Genomic DNA, 21,858 nt, shown 5'->3' on the forward strand with positions numbered 1-21,858 from the left:
ACGTGAGACGGCTCCTCACCCGTCGATGACGTCTCGGACTATCCCTGGGTGAGGGCGCGCGACGCCGCGGAGCCGTGCCGACGACGCCCGGTGCCGATCGCGGCGGTCTCGGGGGTCGCGGGGGAGGTGTCGTCGGGGTCGCCGTCGGGGGCGTCGGTGGACCACTGGGTGATCCACTCGTCGAGCACGGCCCAGGTGGTGTCGCGGGCGGCGCGGCCGGTGAGCATCCCGAGGTGGCCGCCGGGCACGATCTCGAAGCGCACCTCGGGGGACCCGGTGAGCAGCGGCACGACGGCCTTGACGGCGTTGACCGGCGCGATCCCGTCGGTGGCGCCGGCGAAGACCAGCACGGGAACGTCGATGTCGGCGAAGGAGACGGTGCGCCCCGAGGGCGCCTCACCGGTGGTCGCGCCGAGGTCGAAGGTGCCGCCGACCAGCGCGTTGCCCTTGACGAAGCGGTGGTAGAGCTGGCCGAACGTGCGGCCGGGGTAGGCCGTCATGGCGGCGGTGAACCGGTCGACCGCCTCCAGCTGCGCCAGGAACTCCCGGTCGTCGAGGCGGGTGGCCTTGGCGACGGGCTTGGTCACCAGCTTCTGGAACGACGAGAGCTGGTAGGCCCAGCGCACCAGCGGCGCCGGCGCACCGCCGAAGGCCTGGTAGGCACGGGTGATCGGTCCGCGCGCGGGGCTGCTGAGGTTGAGCAGGGGTCGCAGCGGCGCGACCAGCGGCACCTGGCTGACGTCGACCGGGGCGCCGAGGACGGTCAGCGACGCGATCGGCAGCGCGTCGTCGGCGGCCGCGGCGAGCAGCGAGAACACCCCGCCCAGGCTCCACCCGACCACGTGCACCGGCCGGCCGCCGGCGTGGGCCGACACCTCGCGGATCGCGGTCGGCACGACCTCCTCGATCCAGTGCTCCATCCCGAGGTTGCGGTCGCGGAACGAGACCTCGCCGTACTCCACCAGGTACGTCGGCCGCCCGGCGTCGACGACGTGCTCGACCAGCGAGCATCCGCGGCGCAGGTCGTAGCAGGTCGCGGGCGCGGCCAGCGGGGTCACGAGCAGCACCGGGTCGCCCTGCTCCTGCACCGTCGCGCGCGGCCGGTAGTGGTAGACCTCGCGCAGCGTGCCGTCGTCGATCAGCGTGCGCGGCATCGGCCGCAGGTCGGCCAGCCCGCCGTAGAACACCTGGTGCGCGACGTTGCTCGCGGCCGAGACCAGCTGGTCGGGCTTGGGGATGAGGTCCACCCCCCGAAGGTACCTGCGGCCGCGGCGTCGTACCTCAGAAGCGGAAGCCGAGCGCGCCCTTGACGTCCCAGTTGCCGTTGTCGAGGTACGTCGCCGCCTGCCGTCCCTTGACCGACGGCTGGTGCGTGACGACGGTCAGGACGACGAACTGACCGACCGACGTCGCCTTCCACGCCCCGGGCTGGTTGGCCAGGTAGGACGACGGCTGCAGCCGCCACGACTCCTCGGTGATCCGGTCGTCCTCGATCGCGCGCGTCGCCGCCTGGGGGTTGCGCATGGTGAGCACGAGGTGGGCCATCGCGAGGCTGCCGCGCTTGGCGCGGTAGCTCCACTCGGTGGCGTCGACGCAGCCGATCCGGGCCAGGGCCTGCTCCCGCTCGGCCGGCGCGCACCCGTCGTGGTCGACGCCGCGCTCGAAGGTCGCCTGCAGCTTCACCTCGCCGAACGCGAAGTCCCAGTCACCGTCGAACTCGCGGTAGCTCAGCGGCTTGTCGCTCAGCGGGCCGATCTCGGGCTCGGCGGGCTCGGCGGGCTCGCTCGGCGGGTCGACCGGGAGGCCGTCGCCGGGCTCGGGGTCGGTGGGCTCCGTCGGCTCGGTGGGCTCGGTCGGCTCGGTCGGTGCATCGCTCGTCTCGGGCTCGGCGGGCTCGCTCGCGGTCGACGGGTCGGCCGTGGGCTCGGACGTCGGGTCGGTGGCGGCCGTCGGCGGCGGGTCGTCGCCGTCGTCCTCCTGCCACAGCACGATCCCGGTCACGGCGCCGCCGATGAGCAGCAGCACGACGGCCACGGCGGCGACCAGCAGGCCGGTCCGGCGCTTGCGCGGGGGTGGGGGGCCGTACCCCGGCGGGGGTCCGTACGACGGCGGGGGACCCGAGGGCGGCGGCGGTCGCCAGGCCGGCGGGGGACCCGCGGGCTGGCCGTGGGGCGGACCGGCGGGCTGGCCGTAGGGCGGACCGGCGGGCGGTCCGTAGGGCGGACCGGCGGGCGGTCCGTAGGGGGGACCGTAGGGGGGCTGCGAGCCGTGGGGCGGCGGCGGAGGGACGTCGGGCACGTGATCGTGATACCCGCGAGCGGCCGGGTCGAACCGTCGGGTTCGCAGCGCCGGGGCCGGGTCGGCCGGGTCGGCCGGGTCAGGGCCGGGTCAGGTCCGGGTCAGGGCGAGACGGGGCCCAGCACCGCGCGCGTCGCGCCGGTCGCGTGCGCCCAGTAGCGGTCGCCCCACGACCAGTGCCACCACTCGGTGGGGTAGTTGACCAGCCCGGCGCCGCTGAGCGCCCGCACCAGCTCACGCCGCAGTGCCAGGGCCTCGCCGGTGACACCGGGGTGGTCGGTGTAGCAGCGCCCCTCGCTGTCCTCGGGGCCGGCGTCGACCGGGCACCCGACGTCGAGCACCTCGCCCTCGGGCGAGAGCAGCAGCACGTCGACGGCCGCGCCGGCGGTGTGGGGCGCGACCTCCGGGGGTGCGATGAACCGGCTCGCGAGGCGGCGCACCGCGTCGGCGTCGAGGTGGGGGCGCTCGGCCGTCAGCCGGGCGGCGTACCGCTCGAAGTAGTGGCGCTGCAGGGCCGGGGGGCGCCAGCCCTCGTTGAGCGCGAGCACCAGGTCGGCGGGCAGCGCCGACGCCGCGTCGGCGAGCCGGTCGAGCACGGGCGACCGCAGCAGCCGGGCCTCGGGGGTCTCGCCGGTGAACGCGACCACCCCGTCGGTGTCGACGAGCCGGCTGCCGTCGTCGACCACCGCGATCGAGGTGACGGCGTCGTCGCTCATCAGCACGACGTCGTCCCACAGGGGGGCGCGGGCGGTCACGAGCGCTTGGCGGGACGCACGGCCTTGGCGTGGGCACTGTGGGAGACGGTGGCCAGCTCGGCCATGAACGAGTCGGCCCAGGCGGCGACGTCGTGGGTGCGGATGGTCTTGCGCATGGCCTTCATCCGGCGGGTCAGCTCGCGGTCCTCGGCACGGTAGGCCTCGAGGAGGGCCGACTTCATGCCGTTGAGGTCGTAGGGGTTGACCAGCCAGGCCTGCCGCAGCTCGTCGGCGGCTCCGGCGAACTCGGAGAGCACCAGCGCCCCGTCGTCGTGCGGGCGGCAGGCGACGAACTCCTTGGCGACCAGGTTCATGCCGTCGCGGTAGGGCGTGACGACCATGATGTCGGCGGCCGTGTAGAGCGCCGCCATCTCCTCGCGCGGGTAGGAGGTGTGCAGGTAGCTGATCGCCGGCCGCCCGATCCGGCCCAGGTCGCCGTTGATCCGGCCGACGAGGCGCTCGATGTCGTCGCGCAGGATGCGGTACTGCTCGACCTGCTCGCGCGAGGGCACCGCGACCTGCACGAACACGGCGTCCTCGACGTCGAAGTGGCCGTCGGCGATGAGCTCGCTGAAGGCGCGCAGCCGGGCGTAGATGCCCTTGGTGTAGTCGAGGCGGTCGATGCCCAGGAAGATCTTGCGGGGGTTGCCGAGCGCCTCGCGGATCTCGGCAGCGCGGTCGACGACGGCGTCGGTGAGCGCGAGCTTCTCGAAGCCGCCGGCGTCGATGGAGATCGGGAACGCCATCGCGCGGACGGTGCGACCGTCGGGGAGGTAGACGAGGTCGCGGTGGGTCTTGTGACCGACCCGCTGCCGCACGAGCCGCACGAAGTTCTGGGCACCGCCGGGCAGCTGGAAGCCGACCAGGTCGGCGCCGAGCAGCCCCTCGAGGATCTGGCGTCGCCACGGCAGCTGCTGGAACAGCTCGGCCGGGGGGAACGGGATGTGCAGGTAGAAGCCGATGCGCAGGTCGGGGCGCATCTCGCGCAGCATCTGCGGCACCAGCTGCAGCTGGTAGTCGTGCACCCACACGGTGGCGCCCTCGGAGGCGATCGAGACCGCCTTCTCGGCGAACTTCTCGTTGACCTTGACGTAGCTGTCCCACCACTCGCGGTGGAACTCCGGCTTGGCCACCAGGTCGTGGTAGATCGGCCAGATCGTGGCGTTGCTGAAGCCCTCGTAGAACAGCTCGATCTCGCTCGGCTCGAGGCCGATCGGCACCAGGCGCAGGCCGTCGTCCTCGAACGGCTCGAGGTCCTGGTCGTCGCTGCCGGGCCAGCCGATCCAGGTGCCGTCGTTGGCACGCATCACCGGCTCGATCGCACTCACCAGGCCGCCGGGCGAACGACGCCAGCCGGGAGTGCCGTCGGGGAGCGTGACCCGGTCGACCGGGAGCCGGTTGGCGACGATCACGAGGTCTGCGGACACCCGTCGAGCCTAGTCACCCGGGACGGCCCGGCTTCACCCGAGGGGACCCGCCCCACCGGCAGCACCACCGCGAAGAGGGGTGCCTGCACCACCGCGCCGACCCGGCCTGCCGCGCCAGGCTGCGGGCATGGACCAGACGCTCACGCTCGACCAGCCCGCCACCGACGCCCCCACCACCCGGACCGGTGACGCTCCCGGCTTCGTGCGCCGGCTCGGCCTCGACACGGCGTACGTCGTGTCCGGCTTCGTCCTGGGTGTCGTCGGCTTCTCGGTGGTGGTCCCCGGCCTGGCCCTCGGGGTCGGCCTGGTCGTGGTCTGGGTCGGGCTGGTGGTGCTGGTGGGCACGGTCCTCCTGGCGCGCGGGCTCGCCCACCTCGAGCGGCACCGCCTGGTGACGCTGCAGGGCCGCGACCTCGCCCCCGCGTCGTACGTCGTCGCGCCGGCCGACGCCGCACCGCTGCGGCGGCTGCTCACCCCGCTGCGCGACCCGCAGTCGTGGCTCGACTGCCTGTGGGCCGTGGTGTCGCTGGTGACCGGCACCGTGGCGTTCGCGGTCGTCACCGCCTGGTGGACCGCCGCGGTGGGCGGCACGACGTACTGGCTCTGGCAGCAGTGGCTGCCCCACCAGGACACGACGCTGGTCGAGCTGATCGGCTGGGGCGAGGGTCGCCGCGACGAGAGCCTGCTGCAGCTGGGCATCGGCGTCGTCGCGCTGGTGACCCTGCCGTGGGTGGTGCGCGGCTGCGCGACCCTGCACGCCGGCACGGCCGACGCGCTGCTCGGCACCCGCGCCCGGGTGGCGGCGGGCCCGGGTCAGGCGTAGCGCACGCCGACCGAGGCCAGCACCGCCTCCATCTGCCGCATCAGCGTGAGGGTCTGGGCGTGCGGGACCAGCGGGCTCTCGCGCAGGCCGGCGCGCAGGCAGCGGCCGACCTCGGCGAGCTCGTTGCCGTAGCCGACCCCGATCACCGGCTCGGCTCCCTCGATGGGCACGGGCTCGGCCGCGGTGGTGGCGCCGTCGGCGTCCTTGGCCAGGGCGGTCCAGGTGGCAGCGGTCGGGTGGTGGAAGTCGGCGAGGTCGATCCGGCCGCGGTCGGTGGCGATGGTCGCGGCCCGCGAGGACCACGAGGTCATCGAGGCCGTCATCGTGGCCAGGGCGCCGCCGGGGTAGCGACCGGCGACCGCGACGTCGAGGTCGATGCCGGACTCGGACAGCGTGGCCGTCGCGGCCAGCGACTCGGCCTCGCCGAGCAGCAGGTGGGCCAGGGTGAGCGGGTAGATGCCCATGTCGAGCATCGCCCCGGCGCCCAGCGCGGGGTCGAGCAGCCGGTCGCCCGGGTCGGCGTCGACGACGAACCCGAGCTCGGCGTGCAGGTGGCGCGGGACGCCGTACCGCCCTTCGCGCAGGCCCTCGGCCACGGCGCGGACGACGGGGTGGGTCGCCGTCCACATCGCCTCCATCAGGAACCGGTCGTGCTCGCGGGCCAGCGCCACCAGCTGCTCGGCCTCGGCCACGGTCACGGCGAGCGGCTTCTCGCACAGGACGTGCTTGCCGGCCTCGAGGGCGAGCCGGGCGTGCTCGAGGTGGAGCGCGTGCGGGCTCGCGACGTAGACGACCTCGACGTCGGGGTCGGCCACCAGGTCCTCGTAGGATCCGTGGGCCCGCGTGGCGTCGTCGCCGTACGTCGCCGCGAAGGTCTGGGCCGGGCCGCTCGACCGCGACCCGACCGCAGCCAGCCGGGCACCCGGCACCAGGGCCAGGTCGGTGGCCACCTTGCGGGCGATCTTGCCGGTCGCCAGCACGCCCCACCCGATGGTCCGCTCGTCGTCCATGTGATCACGGTACGGCGTGTCGGGCGGTCTGAATGACATCGGTGTGATTAGCCGTCTACAGTGGTGCCCGACCACCCACCCGCGCCCGATCCTCCCCGGGAGACCCAGCGATGGAAGCCCAGCGGCACGACGATGCACCCGACGGCGGGCGCGACGCCGTCGAGTCCCTCAGCGACCGCGACCGCGAGATCCTCGAGTTCGAGCGGCAGTGGTGGAAGTACGCCGGCGCCAAGGAGACCGCGGTCCGCGAGAAGTTCGACATGAGCTCCACCCGCTACTACCAGGTGCTCAACGCGCTCATCGACCGCCCCGAGGCCCTCGAGGCCGACCCGCTCCTGGTGCGCCGGCTGCGCCGGCTGCGTTCCGAGCGGCAGCGGCAGCGTTCGGCCCGGCGCCTCGGTTTCGAGGTCTGAGCCGTGGGCGACCGTCCCACGCCCGGTTCCCAGCGCAGCGTGGTCTTCCCGTCCCCGGTCGTGCTGCTGAGCATCGTCGCGGTCGTGATGGCCGTGGTCGCCTTCGTCGCCACCCGCGGCGGTGAGCCGGCCGAGCGCGAGATCGTCGCCCCGGTGCGCGAGGAGGCGTCGCCGTCGGACACCGCGACCACCGAGGCCGCCAAGCCCCGGCCCAAGCCGCGCAAGCCGCCCCCGGTCGACCGCGCCACGGTCTACGTCGAGGTCTACAACAACTCCGGCATCAGCGGTCTCGCCGGCACCGTCGGCGACCGCGCCGCCGAGGCCGGGTGGAGGGTCGTCGGCACCGACAACTGGTACGGCACCATCCCCACCAACACCGTCTACTTCCCGCCCCCGCTCGAGCGTGCCGCCAAGCAGCTGGCGCTCGACCTGGGCGTCGACCGCACCGCCCCCGCCGACGGCGCGATGAGGCTCGACCGGCTCACGGTCATCCTCACCGGCGAGCTCTGAGGCGCGTCCTGCCGGTCACCCACCCGTCGTCCGGAGGTCGCCGGGGTCTGGTTGGGTGGGTTCGTGGAGTTCACGTCGCCGCGAGGTGAGCAGCGGTACGCCGCACTGGTCCGCGTGGCAGCCGAGACCGTCGTCGGCCTCGACTTCGACGGCACGCTCTCGCCGATCGTCGACGACCCCACCCGGGCGCACATCCACCCCGACGCCGGGCCGGTGCTCACCGCCCTGGCCTCCCAGGTGCGCGCGATCGCGGTGATCACCGGTCGCCCGGCTCGTCAGGCCCTCGACCTCGGCGGCCTCGAGGTGGTCGGCAACGCGATCGGCGACGCCGGCAAGGACCTCTACCTGTTCGGCCAGTACGGCAACGAGCGCTGGAGCTCCACGCAGCGCCGCGTCGTCTCACCCCGCCCGCCCGCCGGGCTGGCGACGTTCGAGCGCGAGCTGCCGCGGGTGCTGCGCCGCACCGGCGCCGCCGAGGCGTGGATCGAGGACAAGGGGCTCGCGGTCGCCGTCCACACGCGGCGGCTCGACGACGCCGAGGGCGCCTTCGCGCGGCTGCTGCCCGCGCTGCGCGAGCTGGCCTCGCGCCACGGCCTCGTGGTCGAGCCCGGCCGCTCGGTCATCGAGGTGCGCTCGCCCGGGGTCCACAAGGGCCAGGCCGTGCGCACGCTCGTCGACGAGCTCGACGCGGGTGGCTTCCTCTTCGCCGGCGACGACCTCGGTGACCTGGAGGCCTTCGACGCCGTCCGCGAGCTGGGCGAGGGCGGCCTGCCGACCCTGCTGGTCTGCTCCTCCTCGGAGGAGGAGAACGCGCTGCTCGACCTCTCCGACGTCGTGGTCCCGGGTCCCGAGGGGGTCCTCGGGCTGCTCGCCCAGCTCACCGCCGACGCCGCCGCGCTGCGCGCGTAGGACCCACCCCGCTGCGCCCCACGGTGCCGCTAGTGGTCGGCGCAGCAGGCGATCTGGTGGCGGGACTCGAACGGCACGAGGCCGGACCGGGCGCGCTGCACCAGCAGCACCGCCCGGCCGTCGTGCCAGGTCGGCCGCGCCCACTCGCGCAGGTCGACCTCGGTCGAGGGCGGCAGGGGGCCGCCGCCGAGCTCACGGACCTCGTCGACGAGCGTGCCGGCCAGCACCTCGCCCACCTCCACCTGCGCCTCGACGGCCTCGCGCCCGGCGTACCGGACGAGCCGACCGGCCGACCGGCTGCCGTGCTGCGCGGCGGCCGCGCGGGCACCGACGGCATCGGGGTCGCCGGCGGCCTCGCGGCCGTCGGCGGTGACCACGACCCGGGCCCCCGGCACGGCCGCGCCCACCGCCGCCGGCCAGTCGCCGACGGCGGACGCGTCCTGCCCGCCGGTGTCCCACGACGCCGCCACCGCGGTGCGCGCGCCGGGCACCACGTGGGTGCTCGCGACGTACGACGGGTCGGCGGCGGGGAGCACGCGGTCGAGCACGGCGACGAGGTGCTCGGCGCCGCCGACGTCGGTGGTACCGGCGTCGACGGCGACCAGGAGCGTCGTCACCGGGTCGGCACGACCCAGACCGGGTTGGTGTAGAACCACAGGTCGCGCCACGGGTCGGCGTCGCCGACGACGTCGATGGCGGGACCCTCCGGGTCGACGTCGCGGCCGAGGTAGCCGGGAGCCGTCCGGTTGCCGTCGGTGCCGCGCAGGCGCACGTAGAACGGCTCCTCCACCGGGCCGAGGTCGTGGCTGATGGTGAACGTGCCGGTGCGGCCCGAGGTGTCCCACTGCTCGACCACCCGGGTGTCGGGGGCCAGGAACAGGTCGCGGTCGGCCCGGGCGGGGCGCGGGTCGACGATGCCGCGGACCAGGTCGACGCGGTTGAGCCTCGGCACGAACTGCGACCAGTTCGGCACGTCCTGGGCGGTGATGGTGACGACCAGCCGGGCGCGGGTGCCGCGCTTGGCCAGCAGGGTGCCCCCCAGGGTCTCGGCGCGCCCGCGGCCGTGGCCGGCCACGACCGAGACGTCGACCGACTTGACCAGCCCGCCGTGGTCGACCCAGATCCGGCCGTCGCGCATGCCGCGCATCACGTCGCGGTAGCCGCGCGTGGCGGCACCGACGTGGGTGCGGCTGTAGAAGCCGGGCCAGAAGTCGCCGGCGGTGAGGTTGACCGCGCCCGAGTAGACCGGGTCGCCGTACTGGCCGTCGCGGTTGAACTGCTCCGACGACGAGCCGTCGGGGCGTCGGGAGGTGTCGGTCCAGTTCACGTGCGAGTCGGAGTTGGCGGTGATCGACCACGGCTTGCCCTCGGAGAGCAGGGAGTCCCACAGGCCGCCGACGGTCGAGGTCATCCAGTCGAAGCCGCCCCAGGTGCGGTAGCTCTCGGGCGGGTAGCCGACGAAGGAGTCGGGCCGCGGGGCGTTGCCGTAGAAGCCGCGGGCCGAGCCCGGACCCACCCCGGCCGGCAGTCCGGCGGCCTGGTGGCCCGGGGCGCCCTCGAAGCCGATGGCGACCCGCGGGTCGGCGTCACGCCACGCGCGGATCTCGTGGGGGCTGTCGATGCCGTTGCGGGCCGGGTGGTTGGCCAGGAACAGCGCGTCGTCGACGCGGCGGCGGTCGACCTGCTGCCCGAGCCACTGGACACCCGCCACGGCGAGCTGCTCGCTGGCCGGGCTGTTGCCGCTGGCGCCCTTGACGCTGCCGTCGAAGTCGTTCTCGAACTGCTTCAGCACGCTGACCTCGTTGCGGCCCGGCGCGACGAACACGGTGCCGTGCTCGGCGGCCGGGATGTTCCACTCCAGGCCCTGGAAGATCAGGGTGTCCGGCAGCTCCTCGCGGGCGGCGCGGATCTCGGGGTTGACGAGGTCGACGCCGATCCGGGCGTGGGTGGCGCCGCCGTGGTCGGTGATGACCAGCCAGTCCAGGCCGTACGCCGCGGCGTGCTGGGCCTGGTCGATGACCCGGTACTGCGCGTCGGAGCTGAACTGGGTGTGGATGTGGTGGTCGCCGGCCAACCAGAACCGGGCGCCGCCGCGTCCGGGGCCACCGGGGTGCTCGCCCCGCTCGGCGGCCGCCGCCGTCGCCGGGCTGACGCCGGTCATCCCGGCCATGCCGGCGGTGACCGCGCCGAAGACGCCCGCCGCGCGCATCAGGCCGCGGCGGCTCAGCTCGTTCGCCGACAGCTCGGCGTCGGGCACCGACGGGTCGGCCGCGACGATCGCCGCGTCGTCCGGTCCGGCGTGCTCGTGGTCGTGCTCGTGGTCGTGCTCGTGGTCGTGGTCGTGCGCGTGGTCGTGCGGGTGGTGGTGGGTCACGGGTCCTCCGAGGCAGGTGGGACCGGCACGTGCCGATCACGTCGACCCAACTGCGGCGAGGTGGCACCCAGGCCGCGCCCAGGTGGCGTCCCGGTGAACGCGGCGAGCGGGGACGGTGAGGGGTCCCCGGGGTCGGGCGGTCCGCTCACGGGATGACGCGCCGAGCCCGCAGGTCGGCGACCAGGTCGGAGAACATCACCCGGGTGTCGACGTGCTCGACGAAGCCGTGGCGCCGGGCCTTGGAGCCGTCGCTGAGGAAGTCGTAGTCCCAGGAGAACACCGCGTCCCCGAACGGCCACGACGACACGTCGGACCACGGCGTGGGGGCGAGGTCGTGCTCGGCCACGACGCGGTCCCAGACCGGCTCCTTGTCAGCCATCACGTCGCTGAGGGACATCGGCAGCGGCGCCCCGACGGGGATGTCGAAGACTTCGGCGAGGTGGGGCCACATCTGGTTCCACCGGAACAGGTCGCCGTTGGTGATGTTGAACGCCTGGTCCGCCGCGGCGGGGTCGGTGGCCGCCCAGACGGTCGCCCGGGCCAGCAGTCCGGCGTCGGTGAGCTCGAGCAGGGTGTCGTAGGCCCCCGGGCGCCCGGGGAAGCGGAGCGGGACGCCGAGCTCCTTGCTCAACGTGGCGTACACGGCCAGGACCGCGACCAGGCTCATCGGGTTGCCGAGCGCGGTGCCGCACACGACCGACGGGCGCAGGGCCGACCAGGTCCAGGCCTGGCCGGCGCGGCGCTCGACGAGGTAGCGCTGCTGGTCGAGGTTGAACTCCGGCGGCAGGTGGCCGGGGTCGTCCTCGCGCGCCGGGGTCTGGAACGGCCCGAGGTGCGCGCCGTACACCTTATAGCCCTGCATCAGGCTCACGTGGCGGAGGTCGTCAGCGACCGCGGTGACCGCCTCCACGGTGTGGACGAGCATCGCGAGGTTCGGTGCGACCAGCTCGGACCACGTGGGCCGGTCCTGGAACGCGGCGTAGAAGACGTGGGTGATCTCCGGGTGGAGCGCGAGCGCCGCGCGGGTGGCGTCGGCGTCGAGGAGGTCGACGGCGACGTGTCGCACCGAGGCGGTGTCGCGGCCGCCGCGGCGCGAGAGCCCCACGACGTCGAAGTCGGGCAGCGACACGAGGTGGTCGAGCAGGGTCGAGCCGATGACGCCGTGGGCGCCGACGACGAGGGCGGTGTTGCGGGACGAGCTCAACGAACTACCTCCGGGGACGTGGTGGTCCCGCACGGTGCGGGCCGTCACCCACGGTGGTCGTGGGAGGCGACGGGTGCCACGCCCCTGCCGGGGCAGGACCGGCGGACCCACCACCGCCCTGGCCACCACTGACATGGCCACCACTGACATGGCCACCACTGACATGGCCACCACTGACATGGCCACCACTGACATGGCCACCACTGACAGGGTCACCCTCCGGCCCGTGATCCGGGGCGGCAGTGGGTGAGTGGAGTCCAACACCGAGCTCGGCAGCTTCCTGAGGGCCCGGCGCGCGGGTCTGGACCCCGCCGAGGTCGGCGTGACGTCCTACGGCCGGCGGCGGGTGCCGGGGCTGCGCCGCGAGGAGCTCGCCCAGCTGGCCGGGGTCAGCCCGACGTACTACACCCGCCTCGAGCAGGGCTGGGGGACGGCGCCTCCGCGTCGGTGCTCGACGCCGTCGCGGGGGCGCTGCGGCTGAGCGAGGACGAGCGCGGTCACCTGCACCGACTGGCGCGAGCCCCGCGCTCGCGTCCGGCGCCCACGCCGGCGGCGTCGCTGGGTGCCGGCACCGCTCAGCTCGTCGCCGCTGTCGGCGACGTCCCCGTCGTGGCCCTGGACCGGCGCAATGACGTGCTCGCCTGGAACGGGCTCGCCCACGCCCTCCTCGCCGGTCACCTGCCGCTCGAGGCGCCGGCGGAGCGCACCACCCGACCGAACACGGTGCGGATGCTCTTCCTCGACCTCCACACCCGCGAGCTGCACGACGACTGGGAGCAGGAGGCACGCCGATCCGTCGCGTCCCTGCGGCTGGTCGCCGGTCAGCACCCCGGAGACCCGGCGCTCGCCTCGCTCGTCGGAGAGCTGAGCATGGCCAGCGACCACTTCGCACGGCTGTGGGCGCAGCATCCCGTCGGCAGCTGCACCGAGGGCACCAAGCGCTACCGGCACCCCGTCGTGGGAGCGCTCGAGCTCGCCTTCACCGTCACCACCGTGGCCGACGGCACCGGCCACCGCCTCCTCCTGCTCAGCGCCGCCCCCGGCTCGCCGTCCGAGCACGCGCTGCGGCTGCTCGGCCGCTCGGGGTAGCGGCTCCCGGCGTCGCGGGAGCGAGGCACGAGTCTCGAGGTTTGCGCTCCTCGACGGTCCAGATGGCGGGACCGGTGGACGCATGCTGAGACGGCCCTGTCTAGAGTGAGCCCTGCTCATCAAGAGGGACTGAGGGAACGGCCCAGTGAAGTCCCGGCAACCGCCACTCGACCTCCGCCTCCGGAAGATCCGGACGGAAGAGTGGAAACGGTGCTAATTCCGCCCGGGTGCGACGGTCGCCCCGGGGAAGATGAGGAGGAGGATCCATGAGCACCGTCGTCCAGACCACCACCGACACCACCCCGGGTACCGCCCCGGCCGGGCCCCGCGAGGGCGCCTTCGGCAACGCCACCGGCCTCGCGTGCCGCGAGTGCGGCCACCAGGTCACCTTGGGCCCCTTCTACGCGTGTCCGGAGTGCTTCGGCCCGCTCGAGGTCGCCTACGCCTTCCCGGCCGTGACCCGCGAGCAGATCGAGGCCGGCCCGCGCAACATCTGGCGCTACAAGGCGCTGCTGCCGGTGCCGGACGACATCGAGACCAGCCCCAACACCGAGCCCGGGTTCACCCGGCTGCTCAAGGCCCACAACCTCGGCGCCGAGCTCGGCATCGCCAACCTGTGGGTCAAGGACGACTCGACCAACCCCACCAACTCCTTCAAGGACCGCGTGGTCGCCTGTGCGCTGAGCGCGGCCCGCGAGCTGGACGCCAAGGTCTTCGCCTGCCCGTCCACCGGCAACCTCGCCAACGCCGTGGCCGCGGCCGGCGCCCGCGCCGGCATCCGGACCGTGGTGTTCATCCCGAGCAACCTCGAGCAGCCCAAGCAGGTCAACTCCGCGATCTTCACCGACTCGCTGGTCGCCGTGAACGGCAACTACGACGACGTCAACAAGCTCGCCTCGGAGATCGCGGGCGAGGAGGACGGCTGGGCGTTCGTCAACGTCAACGTGCGTCCCTACTACGCCGAGGGCTCCAAGACGCTGGGCTACGAGATCGCCGAGCAGCTCGGCTGGCGGCTGCCCGACCAGATCGTGATCCCGGTCGCCTCCGGCTCGCAGCTGACCAAGGTGCACAAGGCGTTCCAGGAGCTGATCGCGCTCGGCCTCGTCGAGGACAAGCCCTACCGGGTCTTCGGCGCCCAGGCAGCCGGCTGCTCGCCGGTCTCGGTCGCCTACAAGGCCGGCGTCGACGCGATCCGCCCGGTCAAGCCCGACACCATCGCCAAGAGCCTGGCGATCGGCAACCCCGCCGACGGCATCTACGTCCTCGACATCTGCCGCGAGACCGGCGGCGCGGTGGAGGACATCACCGACGACGAGGTCCGCGACGGCATCGTGCTGCTGGCCCGCACCGAGGGCATCTTCACCGAGACCGCCGGCGGCACGACGGTCGGCGTCCTGAAGAAGCTCGTCGAGACCGGCCAGCTCGACCCCGACCTCGACACCGTCGTCATCAACACCGGCCACGGCCTGAAGACCCTCGACTCCATCTCGGACCGGGTCTCCGCCGCCGCCACGATCGACCCGTCGTACGCCGCCTTCCAGGCCACCGGCCTGGGCGCCTGACCCCCGAAGCCGAGGAGGAACCCCGTGAGCGTCTCCGTCCGCGTCCCGACCATCCTGCGCACCTACACCGGCGGCGAGTCCCAGGTCAGCGCCGCGGGCGCGACGCTGGCCGACGTGCTCGACGACCTCGACGCGTCGTACGCCGGGATCAAGGGCCGCATCGTCGACGAGGACGGCAAGCTGCGCCGCTTCGTCAACGTCTACGTCGGCAACGACGACGTGCGCTTCCTCGACGACCTGGCGACACCGACCCCCGACGGCACCCAGGTCTCGGTCATCCCCGCCGTCGCCGGCGGCTGACCGCCCGCCGCTCGCCGGGCGGTCAGGCGATCGGCTCGGCGACGACGATCGAGTTGCTCTCGTAGACCGTGCCGTTGTAGTCGGTGCAGGTGACCAGGATCAGCCGGGCCCCGTCCGCCGACTCCTCGGTCTGTCCGAAGATGTCGCGGGCGTTCTCGGCGACGTCCTCGTAGCTGACGACGAGGTTGTCGGTGACGCGGTAGCGGTGGCGGCCGGTCTCGGTCACCAGCACCACCTTCCCGCCCTCGAGGTCGGGCAGCAGGTCGAGCGCGCCGCCGCCGTCGGCCACGGTGTGGCCGGTGATCACCACCCGTCCCACCTCGTCGCCGGGCTCGGCGCTGCCGTCCCACCAGCCGACGAGGTCGGGGTCCTCCGGCGGCTCGAGGACGGCGTCCGGGCTCAGCGCGATGTCGACGACGTCGGCCTTGATGTCGAGCGACGGCACGATCAACCGGGTCGGTGTCGACGGCGCGACCGGCTCGGCGTCGTCCTCGCGCGGCTCGGGCGTCGGGGTCACCGTCACCGTCTGGGTCGGCGCCGGCGGCGCCGCCTGCGGGGCGGGCGGGTCGGCGAGGCGCCGCCCGGTGAGCACGCCGCCGGTGAAGACCAGCGCGACCACGACCGCCGGGACGGCGACGAGCAGGATGCGGCGACGCCGCCGAGGACCGGTGCCCGGTCCGTCGGCGGCGTCGACGTCGCTGCGGTGCTCGCTCAGGTCAGCTCCCGAGCACCCGGCGGAAGGTGTGCACCCCGCCGGCGGCTGCGAGCAGGGTCAGCACGACGATCGCACCCGTGGCGACCTGGCCGTTGATGGCGCCGTCGCTCGAGCCGTTGGCGGCGTCGAGGTCACCGGCGGGCACCGAGGTCGGCACGTCGGGACCGGGGCCACCGGGGCCACCGGGGCCACCGGGGCCACCGGGGTCGGGGGTGCTCGACGGGTCGGGGTCCGGGGTGGGGTCGGGGTCGCCGACGCGGCTGTTGGGGCCGCAGGAGGACCGGCCGACCTCGAGTGCGAGCAGGTCGACGCCGAAGTCGGCGGCGGCCGGCAGGACGCTGAGGTCGAGCGCGGTGACCTCGATCGACCGGTCGCCCCGGACCTGCTTGTTCAGCGTGGCGTCGAGGATGTTCCGCTCCAGCGGGCCGAGCTGGCCGGCGAGCTGGGACACGATGTTGGCGTTCAGGGCGGTGACGAGGTCGTCCAGGATCGGGCTCGCCTGCCCCAGCACGCCGCCGAGGCCGACCTCGAGCTGGGTCTCGACGCCGTTGCTGATCGTCTCGAGGACGACGTCGAGGTCGGTGAGCACCTTGGTGTTCGCAGGCGGGTTGGTCGGCAGCTCCACGAGGTCGAGGCGGCCGATGGGTGCGGGGAAGTCGATGAAGAGGGAGGCGTCGGTGAGCTGGCTGTCACCGTCGGCGCCGGTGACCGTCGCGGTGCACTGGCTCTGGATGGCGCCGAGGTCGAGCCCGATGGTCGGGTCGCCGAGCGCCCCGAGCACGTCCTGCACGGGACCGTCGAGGCCGAAGATGGGGCCCAGCAGCGGCTGCAGTGCGAGCTGCAGGGCGGCGTCGAGGCCGGCGAGGAAGTCGGCCTGGACGATGGTGACGTCCTCGAGCTCGAAGGTGCCGGCGTTGATGGTGGCATTGTCCTGGGGGGTGAGGCAGAAGCCCTCGGCGACCGCCGCCAGGGTGGCGCCGTCGCCGGCGAGGCCGGCGCAGGCGGCCGAGCGGCCGTTGCGGTTGACGACGGTGGCGGTCGCGTCCTGCGACAGCGTGCCGGCGTTGAGGAACGGCTGGTTGCCGAGCACCGTGATCAGCGGGTTGCGGGTCCCGGTGACCGTCTCGCTGTCGCCGTCGTGCGTGGCCTTGACGGTGCCGCTGTCGGTGGGCGTGCTGGCCACGGTGAGCACGAGCGCGGTGGCGTCGGACTGGGCGACGGGCTGGGCTGCCACGCCCGGCGCGGCGGCGAGCGCGACGAGCGCGCCTGCTCCTGCCAGGGCCAGCGCCGGTCCGGATCGGGGGATCGAGTGGGGGGCGGAGGGGCTGAGCCGCATGTGTGTGGACCTCACGGTGGGAGACGAATTCGCGTCATCCTAGGGGCAGGACCCCGGCGCCGCCGGGGCCGTCCATCCCGGCACTCAGCACGCCGTCCCGCGGTCGACCGACAGCACGGCGCCGGTGACCGACGCGGCGGCGTCGGAGGCCAGGTAGGCCACCGCGTCGGAGATGTCGCGCGGGGGCATGAACCCGAACCGGGCACCGGCGGTCTCCATCAGCAGGTCCCAGTCGAGGTCGGCCCCCGCGTGCTCGGCCGCCGCCTGCGTCGGCAGGTCGGTCTGGACGCCGCCCGGGCAGACGGTGTTCACCCGGACGCCGTCGGCGGCCAGCTCGAGCGCGAGCGACCTCATCAGCAGGATCACGCCGCCCTTCGACGCGCAGTACGCCGCCTGGTAGGGCTGGGCCCGCAGCCCGGCGATCGAGGCGATGGTGACGATGTTGCCGCGGCTGGCCCGCAGGTGGGGGAGCGCGGCGTGGCTCATCAGCATCGGGCCGGTGAGGTTGACGCCGAGGTGCAGCTGCCAGGTGGCCAGGTCGAGGTCCTCGAAGCGCCGGAAGCGGTCGACACCCGCGACGTTGACCAGCACGTCGAGCCCGCCGAGCGTCCCGGTCGCGGCTGCGACGGCGGCCCGCACCGACGCCTCGTCGGCCACGTCGCACGCCAGCACCTCCTCGGACGCGACCAGGTCGACCCCGACGACCCGCGCACCCTCCTCGGCCAGCAGGTCGACCGTCGCGCGGCCGATGCCGCCCGCCGCCCCGGTGACCAGTGCCCGCTTGCCCTCGAACCGTCCGGTCATGCCTCGTCCTCTCGTCGGTGCGCGCATCCTGTCAGCCGTCGAGGAGGCCCGCCCGGCGTCCGGACAGCCACGCGACCTCCGCGCCGTTGGCGCAGGCGGCGAGCGCCGCGTCGTACGCCGCCACCGCCTCGGCCCTGCGGCCGGCCCGGGCGAGCAGCTCGGCGCGCACGGCGGGCAGCCGGTGGCCGGGCAGGTCGAGCCCGTCGAGCAGGCGCAGCCCGGCGTCGGGGCCGTCGGCCTCGGCCACCGCGACGGCCCGGTTGAGCCGGACCACGGGCGAGCCGGTGAGCGCCTCGAGCTCGGCGTACCACCCGGCGATCCGCGGCCAGTCGGTGTCGGCCGCGGTGGGTGCGACCGCGTGCTGGGCGGCGATCAGCGCCTGCAGCAGGTACGGCGTCGACGGGGCGTCCGCGGCCAGCGGCGCGAGCAGGCCGAGCGCCTCGCCGATCTCGTCGAGGCGCCAGCGGCTGCGGTCCTGGTCGGGCAGCAGCACGAGCGCGCCGTCGCGCACCCGCGCGTCGCGCCGGGAGTGCTGCAGCAGCACCAGGGCCAGCAGCGCGTCGAGGTCGGCCGTCGCCGCGGCCGGCGCGACCTCGCGCACCACCCGCACCAGCCGGACCGCCTCGCCGGCCTCCTCGCCGCGCACGACGTCGTCGCCCGAGCCGGGTGCGTAGCCGGCGGTGAAGGCGAGGTAGGCGATGTCGGCGACCGCACCGAGCCGCTCCACCAGCGCGTCCCCGGTGGGGACGGCGAAGCTCTCTCCGGCCAGTCGCTTGCGGGCCCGCGTCAGCCGCGCCGCCATGGTGGCCGTCGGCACGAGGAACAGCCGGGCGATGTCGGCGGTGGCGACGCCGAGGACCAGCCGCAGGGTGAGTGCGGCCGCCACCTCGGGCGCCAGCGCGGGGTGCGCGCAGAGCAGCACCAGTCGCAGCCGCTCGTCGGCGGCCCCGACCAGGCCGGGCGCGGTGCCGTCGGCCATCACGCGTCGTGCCTCCTCGGTCAGGTCGGCCTCCACGGCCAGCACGGGCAGGGACCTCGCCGCGACCGCCTCGGCGCGCAGCCGGTCGAGCACGCGCCGGCGGGCGGCGGTGAGCAGCCACGCTGCGGGGTTGGCGGGGACGCCGTCGGCGGGCCACGTGCGCGCGGCGGCCTCGACGGCGTCGCCGAGCGCGTCCTCGGCCAGGTCGAGGCGTCGGAACCGCGCGACGAGCAGGGCCAGCAGTCGGCCCCACTCGTCGCGCAGCACCGTCTCGAGCGCGGCCGCGGCGTCGTCGGTCAGGTCACGACTCCGGGACCTCGAGGCACTCGCGGACCTCCACGTCGTACTCGCGCGGGAGCAGGGCGGCGAGCTCGAGCGCGGTGTCGAGGTCGGGCACGTCGACGACGTAGAAGCCGCCGAGCTGCTCGACCGTCTCGGCGAAGGGGCCCTCGGTGACCGGACGGCCCTCCCCGGCGCGCACCGTGCGCGCCGTCGACGGGTCGGCCAGGGCCTCGCCGCTCACGATGCTGCCGCGCTGTCGCACCGCCTCGTCGAAGGCGCCGAAGTCGGCGTACACGCGGGCGCGGTGCTCGTCGTCGGCGGAGTCCCAGTGGGCGAAGTGGTCGGCCTCGGCCATCAGCAGCAGGTACTTGGTCATGCCGCACCTCCCGTCGTGGCGCGGACCTCGACGACGTCCTCGGCCGACGTGGAGAGGATCGCGACGCACTGGAGGAGGTCGTCGAGGTCGTCGGTGTCGACGACGTAGAAGCCGGTGAGCTGCTCGACGGCCTCGGCGTAGGGGCCCTCGGTGACCTGCACGGCGCCGTCGACGGTGCGGACCTGCCGCGTCTCGCGCGAGTGGGCCAGCTCGGCGCCGCCGGTGACCTTGTGGCCGCGGGCAGCGAGTGCCTGGGAGAACTCCTCGTGCACGGCGTAGACCGCGGCGCGGTGCTCGGGGGTGGCCTGCTCCCAGCCCTGCTCGTCGCCAGGCAGCAGCACGACGTAGGTGGTCATCGGGTTCCTCTTCTCTCTCGGTGGGGAGTCTGTCACCGCGATGACGTGCGGGGAGCCCCCGAATCGACAGCACGACGCAGGTTCGTGCGGCGGCCGCGGTGGCTCGGGCGCCCCCGGCGGACCGGATCGACCTGGCGGGTCCGTTAGGGTGCCGCCGTGACGACCCCTGCGACCGCCACCCCCGGACCCGATGCCCCCGCCGGCCCTGCCGTCGACCTCTACCTCGACCTGATGGCCAAGATGTTGACCCGCTACGGGTTCGAGGGCCGCAACGTCACCGTGCGGTTCGAGCCCCGGTCCTACGAGGGCTACCTGTGGAACCTGGTGCGGATCGCGACCCGCGACCGCGACATCCGGGTGGTCGAGTCCGGCGAGTTCGACGCCGAGCGCCGCGAGATCGGCAAGGACTGGCCCGCCGACGCCGAGACGATGGTCGGGATGAAGCGGCTGCGCAACGTGCGCGAGTGCCTCGAGAACGTGATCGCCGACGGCGTCCCCGGTGACTTCATCGAGACCGGCGCCTGGCGCGGCGGCACCTGCATCTTCGCCCGGGCGATCTTCAAGGCCCACGGCATCACCGACCGCAAGGTATGGGTGGCCGACTCCTTCGAGGGCCTGCCCGCGCCCGACGGCCGGTTCGAGGCCGACGCCGGCGACCAGCACCACACCAAGATCGAGCTCGCCGTCTCGGTGGAGAAGGTCCAGGAGAACTTCCGCCGCTACGACCTGCTCGACGACCAGGTCGAGTTCCTGGAGGGTTGGTTCAACGAGACGCTCGCCACCGCCCCGATCGAGCAGATCTCGGTGCTCCGCCTCGACGGCGACATGTACGCCTCCACCATCGACGCGCTCGAGCCGCTCTACGACAAGGTCGCCGTCGGCGGCTACGTGATCGTCGACGACTACGGCGCGGTCAGGGGCTGTGCCCAGGCCATCCACGACTTCCGCGAGTCCCGCGGCATCACCGACGAGCTGCACCAGGTCGACTGGGCCGGGGTGTACTGGAGGAAGTCGTGACGACGACGCCGCGCCCCCGCCGCGACCTCCGGACCGCTCGTGCCGCCGACTTCGAGGAGAGCCCGCAGGTCAAGATCGCGCGGCTCGAGCGGGCGCTGGCCGACGAGCGCCGGTTCTCGGTGAAGTCCACCCGCCAGCTGCACCGCACCCTCTCCCGCGACCTCCGCGCCGCCGAGAAGCAGGCCGCGGCGGCGGAGCGCCGGGCGGCGGCCGCCGACAAGCGGGCCGCCGCGGCCGAGCGGCGGGCCCGTGCGGCCGAGGCCGAGCTCGAGGCCGTCCGGCGGAGCACGACGTGGCGCGCCGGCCGCGCGGTCGTCGCGGTGCCGGCACAGGTCAGGCGGCGGCTCGGACGCCGGTGACCGACGTCCTGCTGGCGACGTCGTCTGGGTACCGCCAGGGTGAGCCCGGGCACCAGGCCCTCGACCGGGCCCTCGCCGATCGCGGCGTCTCCAGCGAGTGGGCCGTGTGGGACGACCCGGCCGTCGACTGGTCGGCGGCCCGGCTCGTGTGCGTGCGCTCCACGTGGGACTACCACACCCGGCTGCCCGAGTTCCTGGACTGGGCGGGATCGGTCGGCCCGACCCTGCTGCACGGCGTCGAGACGTTCCGGTGGAACACCGACAAGCGCTACCTCCTCGACCTCGCCGGCCGCGTGCCGGTGGTGCCGACCGTGCTGGGCGACCGGCCCGACGGACCCGACGGGTTGCGCAGCGCCGTGCGCCGCTTCGGCACCGGCGTGGTCAAGCCGCGGGTCGGGGCGAGCGGCCGCGGGGTCGTCGTCGTCCGCGACGCCGCGGCCTGGAACCCCACCGACGACGGGCCGTGGATCGTGCAGCCCCTCCTCGGCTCGGTCTTCGACGAGGGTGAGGTGTCGGTCTTCGTCATCGCCGGCCACCCGGTCAGCCAGGTCACCAAGGTGGCCGGCGGCGACGACATCCGCGTCCACGAGGAGCACGGCGGCACGACGCACGCCTCCGAGCTCGGCGACGAGGCCGCGGCGCTCGCGGTCGACGCCGTCGCCGCGACCGCCGCGGTCGTGGGGTCCGAGATCGTCTACGCTCGCGTCGACCTGCTGCGCCTGGACGGCCGGTTGGTGGTCAGCGAGGTCGAGGTGACCGAGCCCGGCCTCTACCTCGACGTCGTCCCGCACACCGCCGAGCCGTTCGCCGACGCCGTCCGCGCGCTCCTCGACCGCGCGTAGCGGGACCCCGGGCCGTCGGTACCCGGGTTGTCACTCTCGCCACCCGAGTGCTAAACATGACACTGGCACTCTCGACGAGAGAGTGACAACCGGAGCGGTGCCAGCTGAGGCTCCCTCC

At 74.1% G+C, this 21,858-nt stretch carries 25 protein-coding genes and 1 riboswitch; of the genes, 11 read left to right on the forward strand and 14 right to left on the reverse strand.

The features are described 5' to 3' along the window. Positions 1 to 38: 38 nt before the first annotated feature. The 4 genes from AC4MBH_RS02350 to AC4MBH_RS02365 form a co-directional block, all read right to left on the reverse strand. A complete protein-coding gene (locus tag AC4MBH_RS02350) occupies positions 39 to 1,247 on the reverse strand; it encodes an alpha/beta fold hydrolase (protein WP_491792727.1) in 1,209 nt (402 codons plus the stop codon). 34 nt (positions 1,248 to 1,281) lie between these two features. After that, the gene (locus tag AC4MBH_RS02355; protein ID WP_491792728.1) at positions 1,282 to 2,298 is read right to left on the reverse strand and encodes a hypothetical protein; all 1,017 of its coding nucleotides are present in this window, start codon (positions 2,296 to 2,298) and stop codon (positions 1,282 to 1,284) included. 101 nt (positions 2,299 to 2,399) lie between these two features. Continuing rightward, positions 2,400 to 3,053, reverse strand: coding sequence for a M15 family metallopeptidase (locus tag AC4MBH_RS02360; RefSeq protein WP_491792729.1), 654 nt, complete (start codon positions 3,051 to 3,053; stop codon positions 2,400 to 2,402). After that, entirely contained in the window at positions 3,050 to 4,480 is a 1,431-nt protein-coding gene (locus AC4MBH_RS02365; RefSeq protein ID WP_491792730.1) for an alpha,alpha-trehalose-phosphate synthase (UDP-forming), read from the reverse strand. Before AC4MBH_RS02365 ends, AC4MBH_RS02360 begins: the two co-directional genes overlap by 4 nt. A 127-nt stretch (positions 4,481 to 4,607) precedes the next feature. On the opposite strand from AC4MBH_RS02365, the gene AC4MBH_RS02370 reads away from it, so the two are divergent. Beyond that, entirely contained in the window at positions 4,608 to 5,303 is a 696-nt protein-coding gene (locus AC4MBH_RS02370) for a sensor domain-containing protein (RefSeq protein ID WP_491792731.1), read from the forward strand. Here AC4MBH_RS02370 and AC4MBH_RS02375 read toward each other — a convergent pair. Then, on the reverse strand, positions 5,294 to 6,313 hold the full coding sequence (locus tag AC4MBH_RS02375) for a Gfo/Idh/MocA family protein (protein WP_491792732.1): 1,020 nt from the start codon (positions 6,311 to 6,313) through the stop codon (positions 5,294 to 5,296). The two genes, AC4MBH_RS02370 and AC4MBH_RS02375, sit on opposite strands and share 10 nt — an antisense overlap. Before the next feature lie 110 nt (positions 6,314 to 6,423). On the opposite strand from AC4MBH_RS02375, the gene AC4MBH_RS02380 reads away from it, so the two are divergent. The 3 genes from AC4MBH_RS02380 to otsB all read left to right on the forward strand — a co-directional run bounded on the left by AC4MBH_RS02380 (position 6,424) and on the right by otsB (position 8,145). Further along, on the forward strand, positions 6,424 to 6,726 hold the full coding sequence (locus tag AC4MBH_RS02380; RefSeq protein WP_491792733.1) for a DUF3263 domain-containing protein: 303 nt from the start codon (positions 6,424 to 6,426) through the stop codon (positions 6,724 to 6,726). Between the two features lie 3 nt (positions 6,727 to 6,729). Then, positions 6,730 to 7,236 (forward strand): LytR C-terminal domain-containing protein, encoded by a 507-nt coding sequence (locus AC4MBH_RS02385; protein WP_491792734.1) that lies wholly within the window; start codon positions 6,730 to 6,732, stop codon positions 7,234 to 7,236. Positions 7,237 to 7,299: 63 nt separating this feature from the next. After that, positions 7,300 to 8,145, forward strand: coding sequence for a trehalose-phosphatase (gene otsB, locus AC4MBH_RS02390; protein WP_491792735.1), 846 nt, complete (start codon positions 7,300 to 7,302; stop codon positions 8,143 to 8,145). Positions 8,146 to 8,174: 29 nt separating this feature from the next. On the opposite strand, the gene AC4MBH_RS02395 is transcribed toward otsB, so the two are convergent. From AC4MBH_RS02395 to AC4MBH_RS02405, 3 genes are all read right to left on the reverse strand, one after another. Continuing rightward, a complete protein-coding gene (locus tag AC4MBH_RS02395; protein WP_491792736.1) occupies positions 8,175 to 8,762 on the reverse strand; it encodes a hypothetical protein in 588 nt (195 codons plus the stop codon). Further along, a complete protein-coding gene (locus AC4MBH_RS02400; protein ID WP_491792737.1) occupies positions 8,759 to 10,519 on the reverse strand; it encodes a PHP domain-containing protein in 1,761 nt (586 codons plus the stop codon). Before AC4MBH_RS02400 ends, AC4MBH_RS02395 begins: the two co-directional genes overlap by 4 nt. Before the next feature lie 145 nt (positions 10,520 to 10,664). Continuing rightward, a complete protein-coding gene (locus AC4MBH_RS02405; RefSeq protein ID WP_491792738.1) occupies positions 10,665 to 11,723 on the reverse strand; it encodes an SDR family oxidoreductase in 1,059 nt (352 codons plus the stop codon). A 250-nt stretch (positions 11,724 to 11,973) separates the two neighbouring features. Here AC4MBH_RS02405 and AC4MBH_RS02410 point away from each other — a divergent pair, with 250 nt between their 5' ends. The 4 genes from AC4MBH_RS02410 to AC4MBH_RS02425 all read left to right on the forward strand — a co-directional run bounded on the left by AC4MBH_RS02410 (position 11,974) and on the right by AC4MBH_RS02425 (position 14,674). Then, positions 11,974 to 12,204 carry a transcriptional regulator gene (locus tag AC4MBH_RS02410; RefSeq protein ID WP_491792739.1) on the forward strand — a complete coding sequence of 77 codons (231 nt, stop codon included), beginning with the start codon at positions 11,974 to 11,976 and terminating at the stop codon, positions 12,202 to 12,204. Then, positions 12,171 to 12,812: an MmyB family transcriptional regulator gene (locus AC4MBH_RS02415; protein ID WP_491792740.1), complete on the forward strand. Its 642-nt coding sequence runs from the start codon at positions 12,171 to 12,173 to the stop codon at positions 12,810 to 12,812. The genes AC4MBH_RS02410 and AC4MBH_RS02415 overlap by 34 nt, the downstream gene beginning before the upstream one ends. A gap of 113 nt (positions 12,813 to 12,925) precedes the next feature. Further along, positions 12,926 to 13,069: riboswitch (SAM riboswitch) on the forward strand. 9 nt (positions 13,070 to 13,078) lie between these two features. Then, entirely contained in the window at positions 13,079 to 14,374 is a 1,296-nt protein-coding gene (gene thrC, locus AC4MBH_RS02420; RefSeq protein ID WP_491792741.1) for a threonine synthase, read from the forward strand. Between the two features lie 24 nt (positions 14,375 to 14,398). Further along, positions 14,399 to 14,674, forward strand: coding sequence for a MoaD/ThiS family protein (locus tag AC4MBH_RS02425; RefSeq protein ID WP_491792742.1), 276 nt, complete (start codon positions 14,399 to 14,401; stop codon positions 14,672 to 14,674). A gap of 22 nt (positions 14,675 to 14,696) precedes the next feature. Here AC4MBH_RS02425 and AC4MBH_RS02430 read toward each other — a convergent pair whose 3' ends face one another. The 6 genes from AC4MBH_RS02430 to AC4MBH_RS02455 form a co-directional block, all read right to left on the reverse strand. Further along, entirely contained in the window at positions 14,697 to 15,293 is a 597-nt protein-coding gene (locus AC4MBH_RS02430) for a class F sortase (protein WP_491792743.1), read from the reverse strand. Positions 15,294 to 15,390: 97 nt separating this feature from the next. After that, complete coding sequence (locus AC4MBH_RS02435; RefSeq protein WP_491792744.1) at positions 15,391 to 16,740, reverse strand: hypothetical protein; 1,350 nt, start codon at positions 16,738 to 16,740, stop codon at positions 15,391 to 15,393. Between the two features lie 69 nt (positions 16,741 to 16,809). After that, complete coding sequence (locus AC4MBH_RS02440) at positions 16,810 to 17,529, reverse strand: SDR family NAD(P)-dependent oxidoreductase (RefSeq protein ID WP_491792745.1); 720 nt, start codon at positions 17,527 to 17,529, stop codon at positions 16,810 to 16,812. A gap of 31 nt (positions 17,530 to 17,560) precedes the next feature. Next, positions 17,561 to 18,775 carry an RNA polymerase sigma factor gene (locus tag AC4MBH_RS02445; protein ID WP_491792746.1) on the reverse strand — a complete coding sequence of 405 codons (1,215 nt, stop codon included), beginning with the start codon at positions 18,773 to 18,775 and terminating at the stop codon, positions 17,561 to 17,563. A gap of 34 nt (positions 18,776 to 18,809) precedes the next feature. Then, positions 18,810 to 19,166 carry a YciI family protein gene (locus AC4MBH_RS02450; protein WP_491792747.1) on the reverse strand — a complete coding sequence of 119 codons (357 nt, stop codon included), beginning with the start codon at positions 19,164 to 19,166 and terminating at the stop codon, positions 18,810 to 18,812. Then, positions 19,163 to 19,522 carry a YciI family protein gene (locus tag AC4MBH_RS02455; protein ID WP_491792748.1) on the reverse strand — a complete coding sequence of 120 codons (360 nt, stop codon included), beginning with the start codon at positions 19,520 to 19,522 and terminating at the stop codon, positions 19,163 to 19,165. The genes AC4MBH_RS02450 and AC4MBH_RS02455 overlap by 4 nt, the downstream gene beginning before the upstream one ends. Positions 19,523 to 19,678: 156 nt before the next feature. Between AC4MBH_RS02455 and AC4MBH_RS02460 the strand changes: the two genes are divergently transcribed. From AC4MBH_RS02460 to AC4MBH_RS02470, 3 genes are read left to right on the forward strand one after another with little or no spacing between them, the layout of a single operon-like run. Next, positions 19,679 to 20,539, forward strand: coding sequence for a TylF/MycF family methyltransferase (locus AC4MBH_RS02460; protein ID WP_491792749.1), 861 nt, complete (start codon positions 19,679 to 19,681; stop codon positions 20,537 to 20,539). After that, positions 20,536 to 20,898, forward strand: coding sequence for a hypothetical protein (locus tag AC4MBH_RS02465; RefSeq protein ID WP_491792750.1), 363 nt, complete (start codon positions 20,536 to 20,538; stop codon positions 20,896 to 20,898). The genes AC4MBH_RS02460 and AC4MBH_RS02465 overlap by 4 nt, the downstream gene beginning before the upstream one ends. Then, entirely contained in the window at positions 20,895 to 21,740 is an 846-nt protein-coding gene (locus AC4MBH_RS02470) for an ATP-grasp domain-containing protein (RefSeq protein ID WP_491792751.1), read from the forward strand. Before AC4MBH_RS02465 ends, AC4MBH_RS02470 begins: the two co-directional genes overlap by 4 nt. Positions 21,741 to 21,858: the final 118 nt, after the last annotated feature.

This window comes from Nocardioides sp. WJ219 (assembly GCF_058559815.1).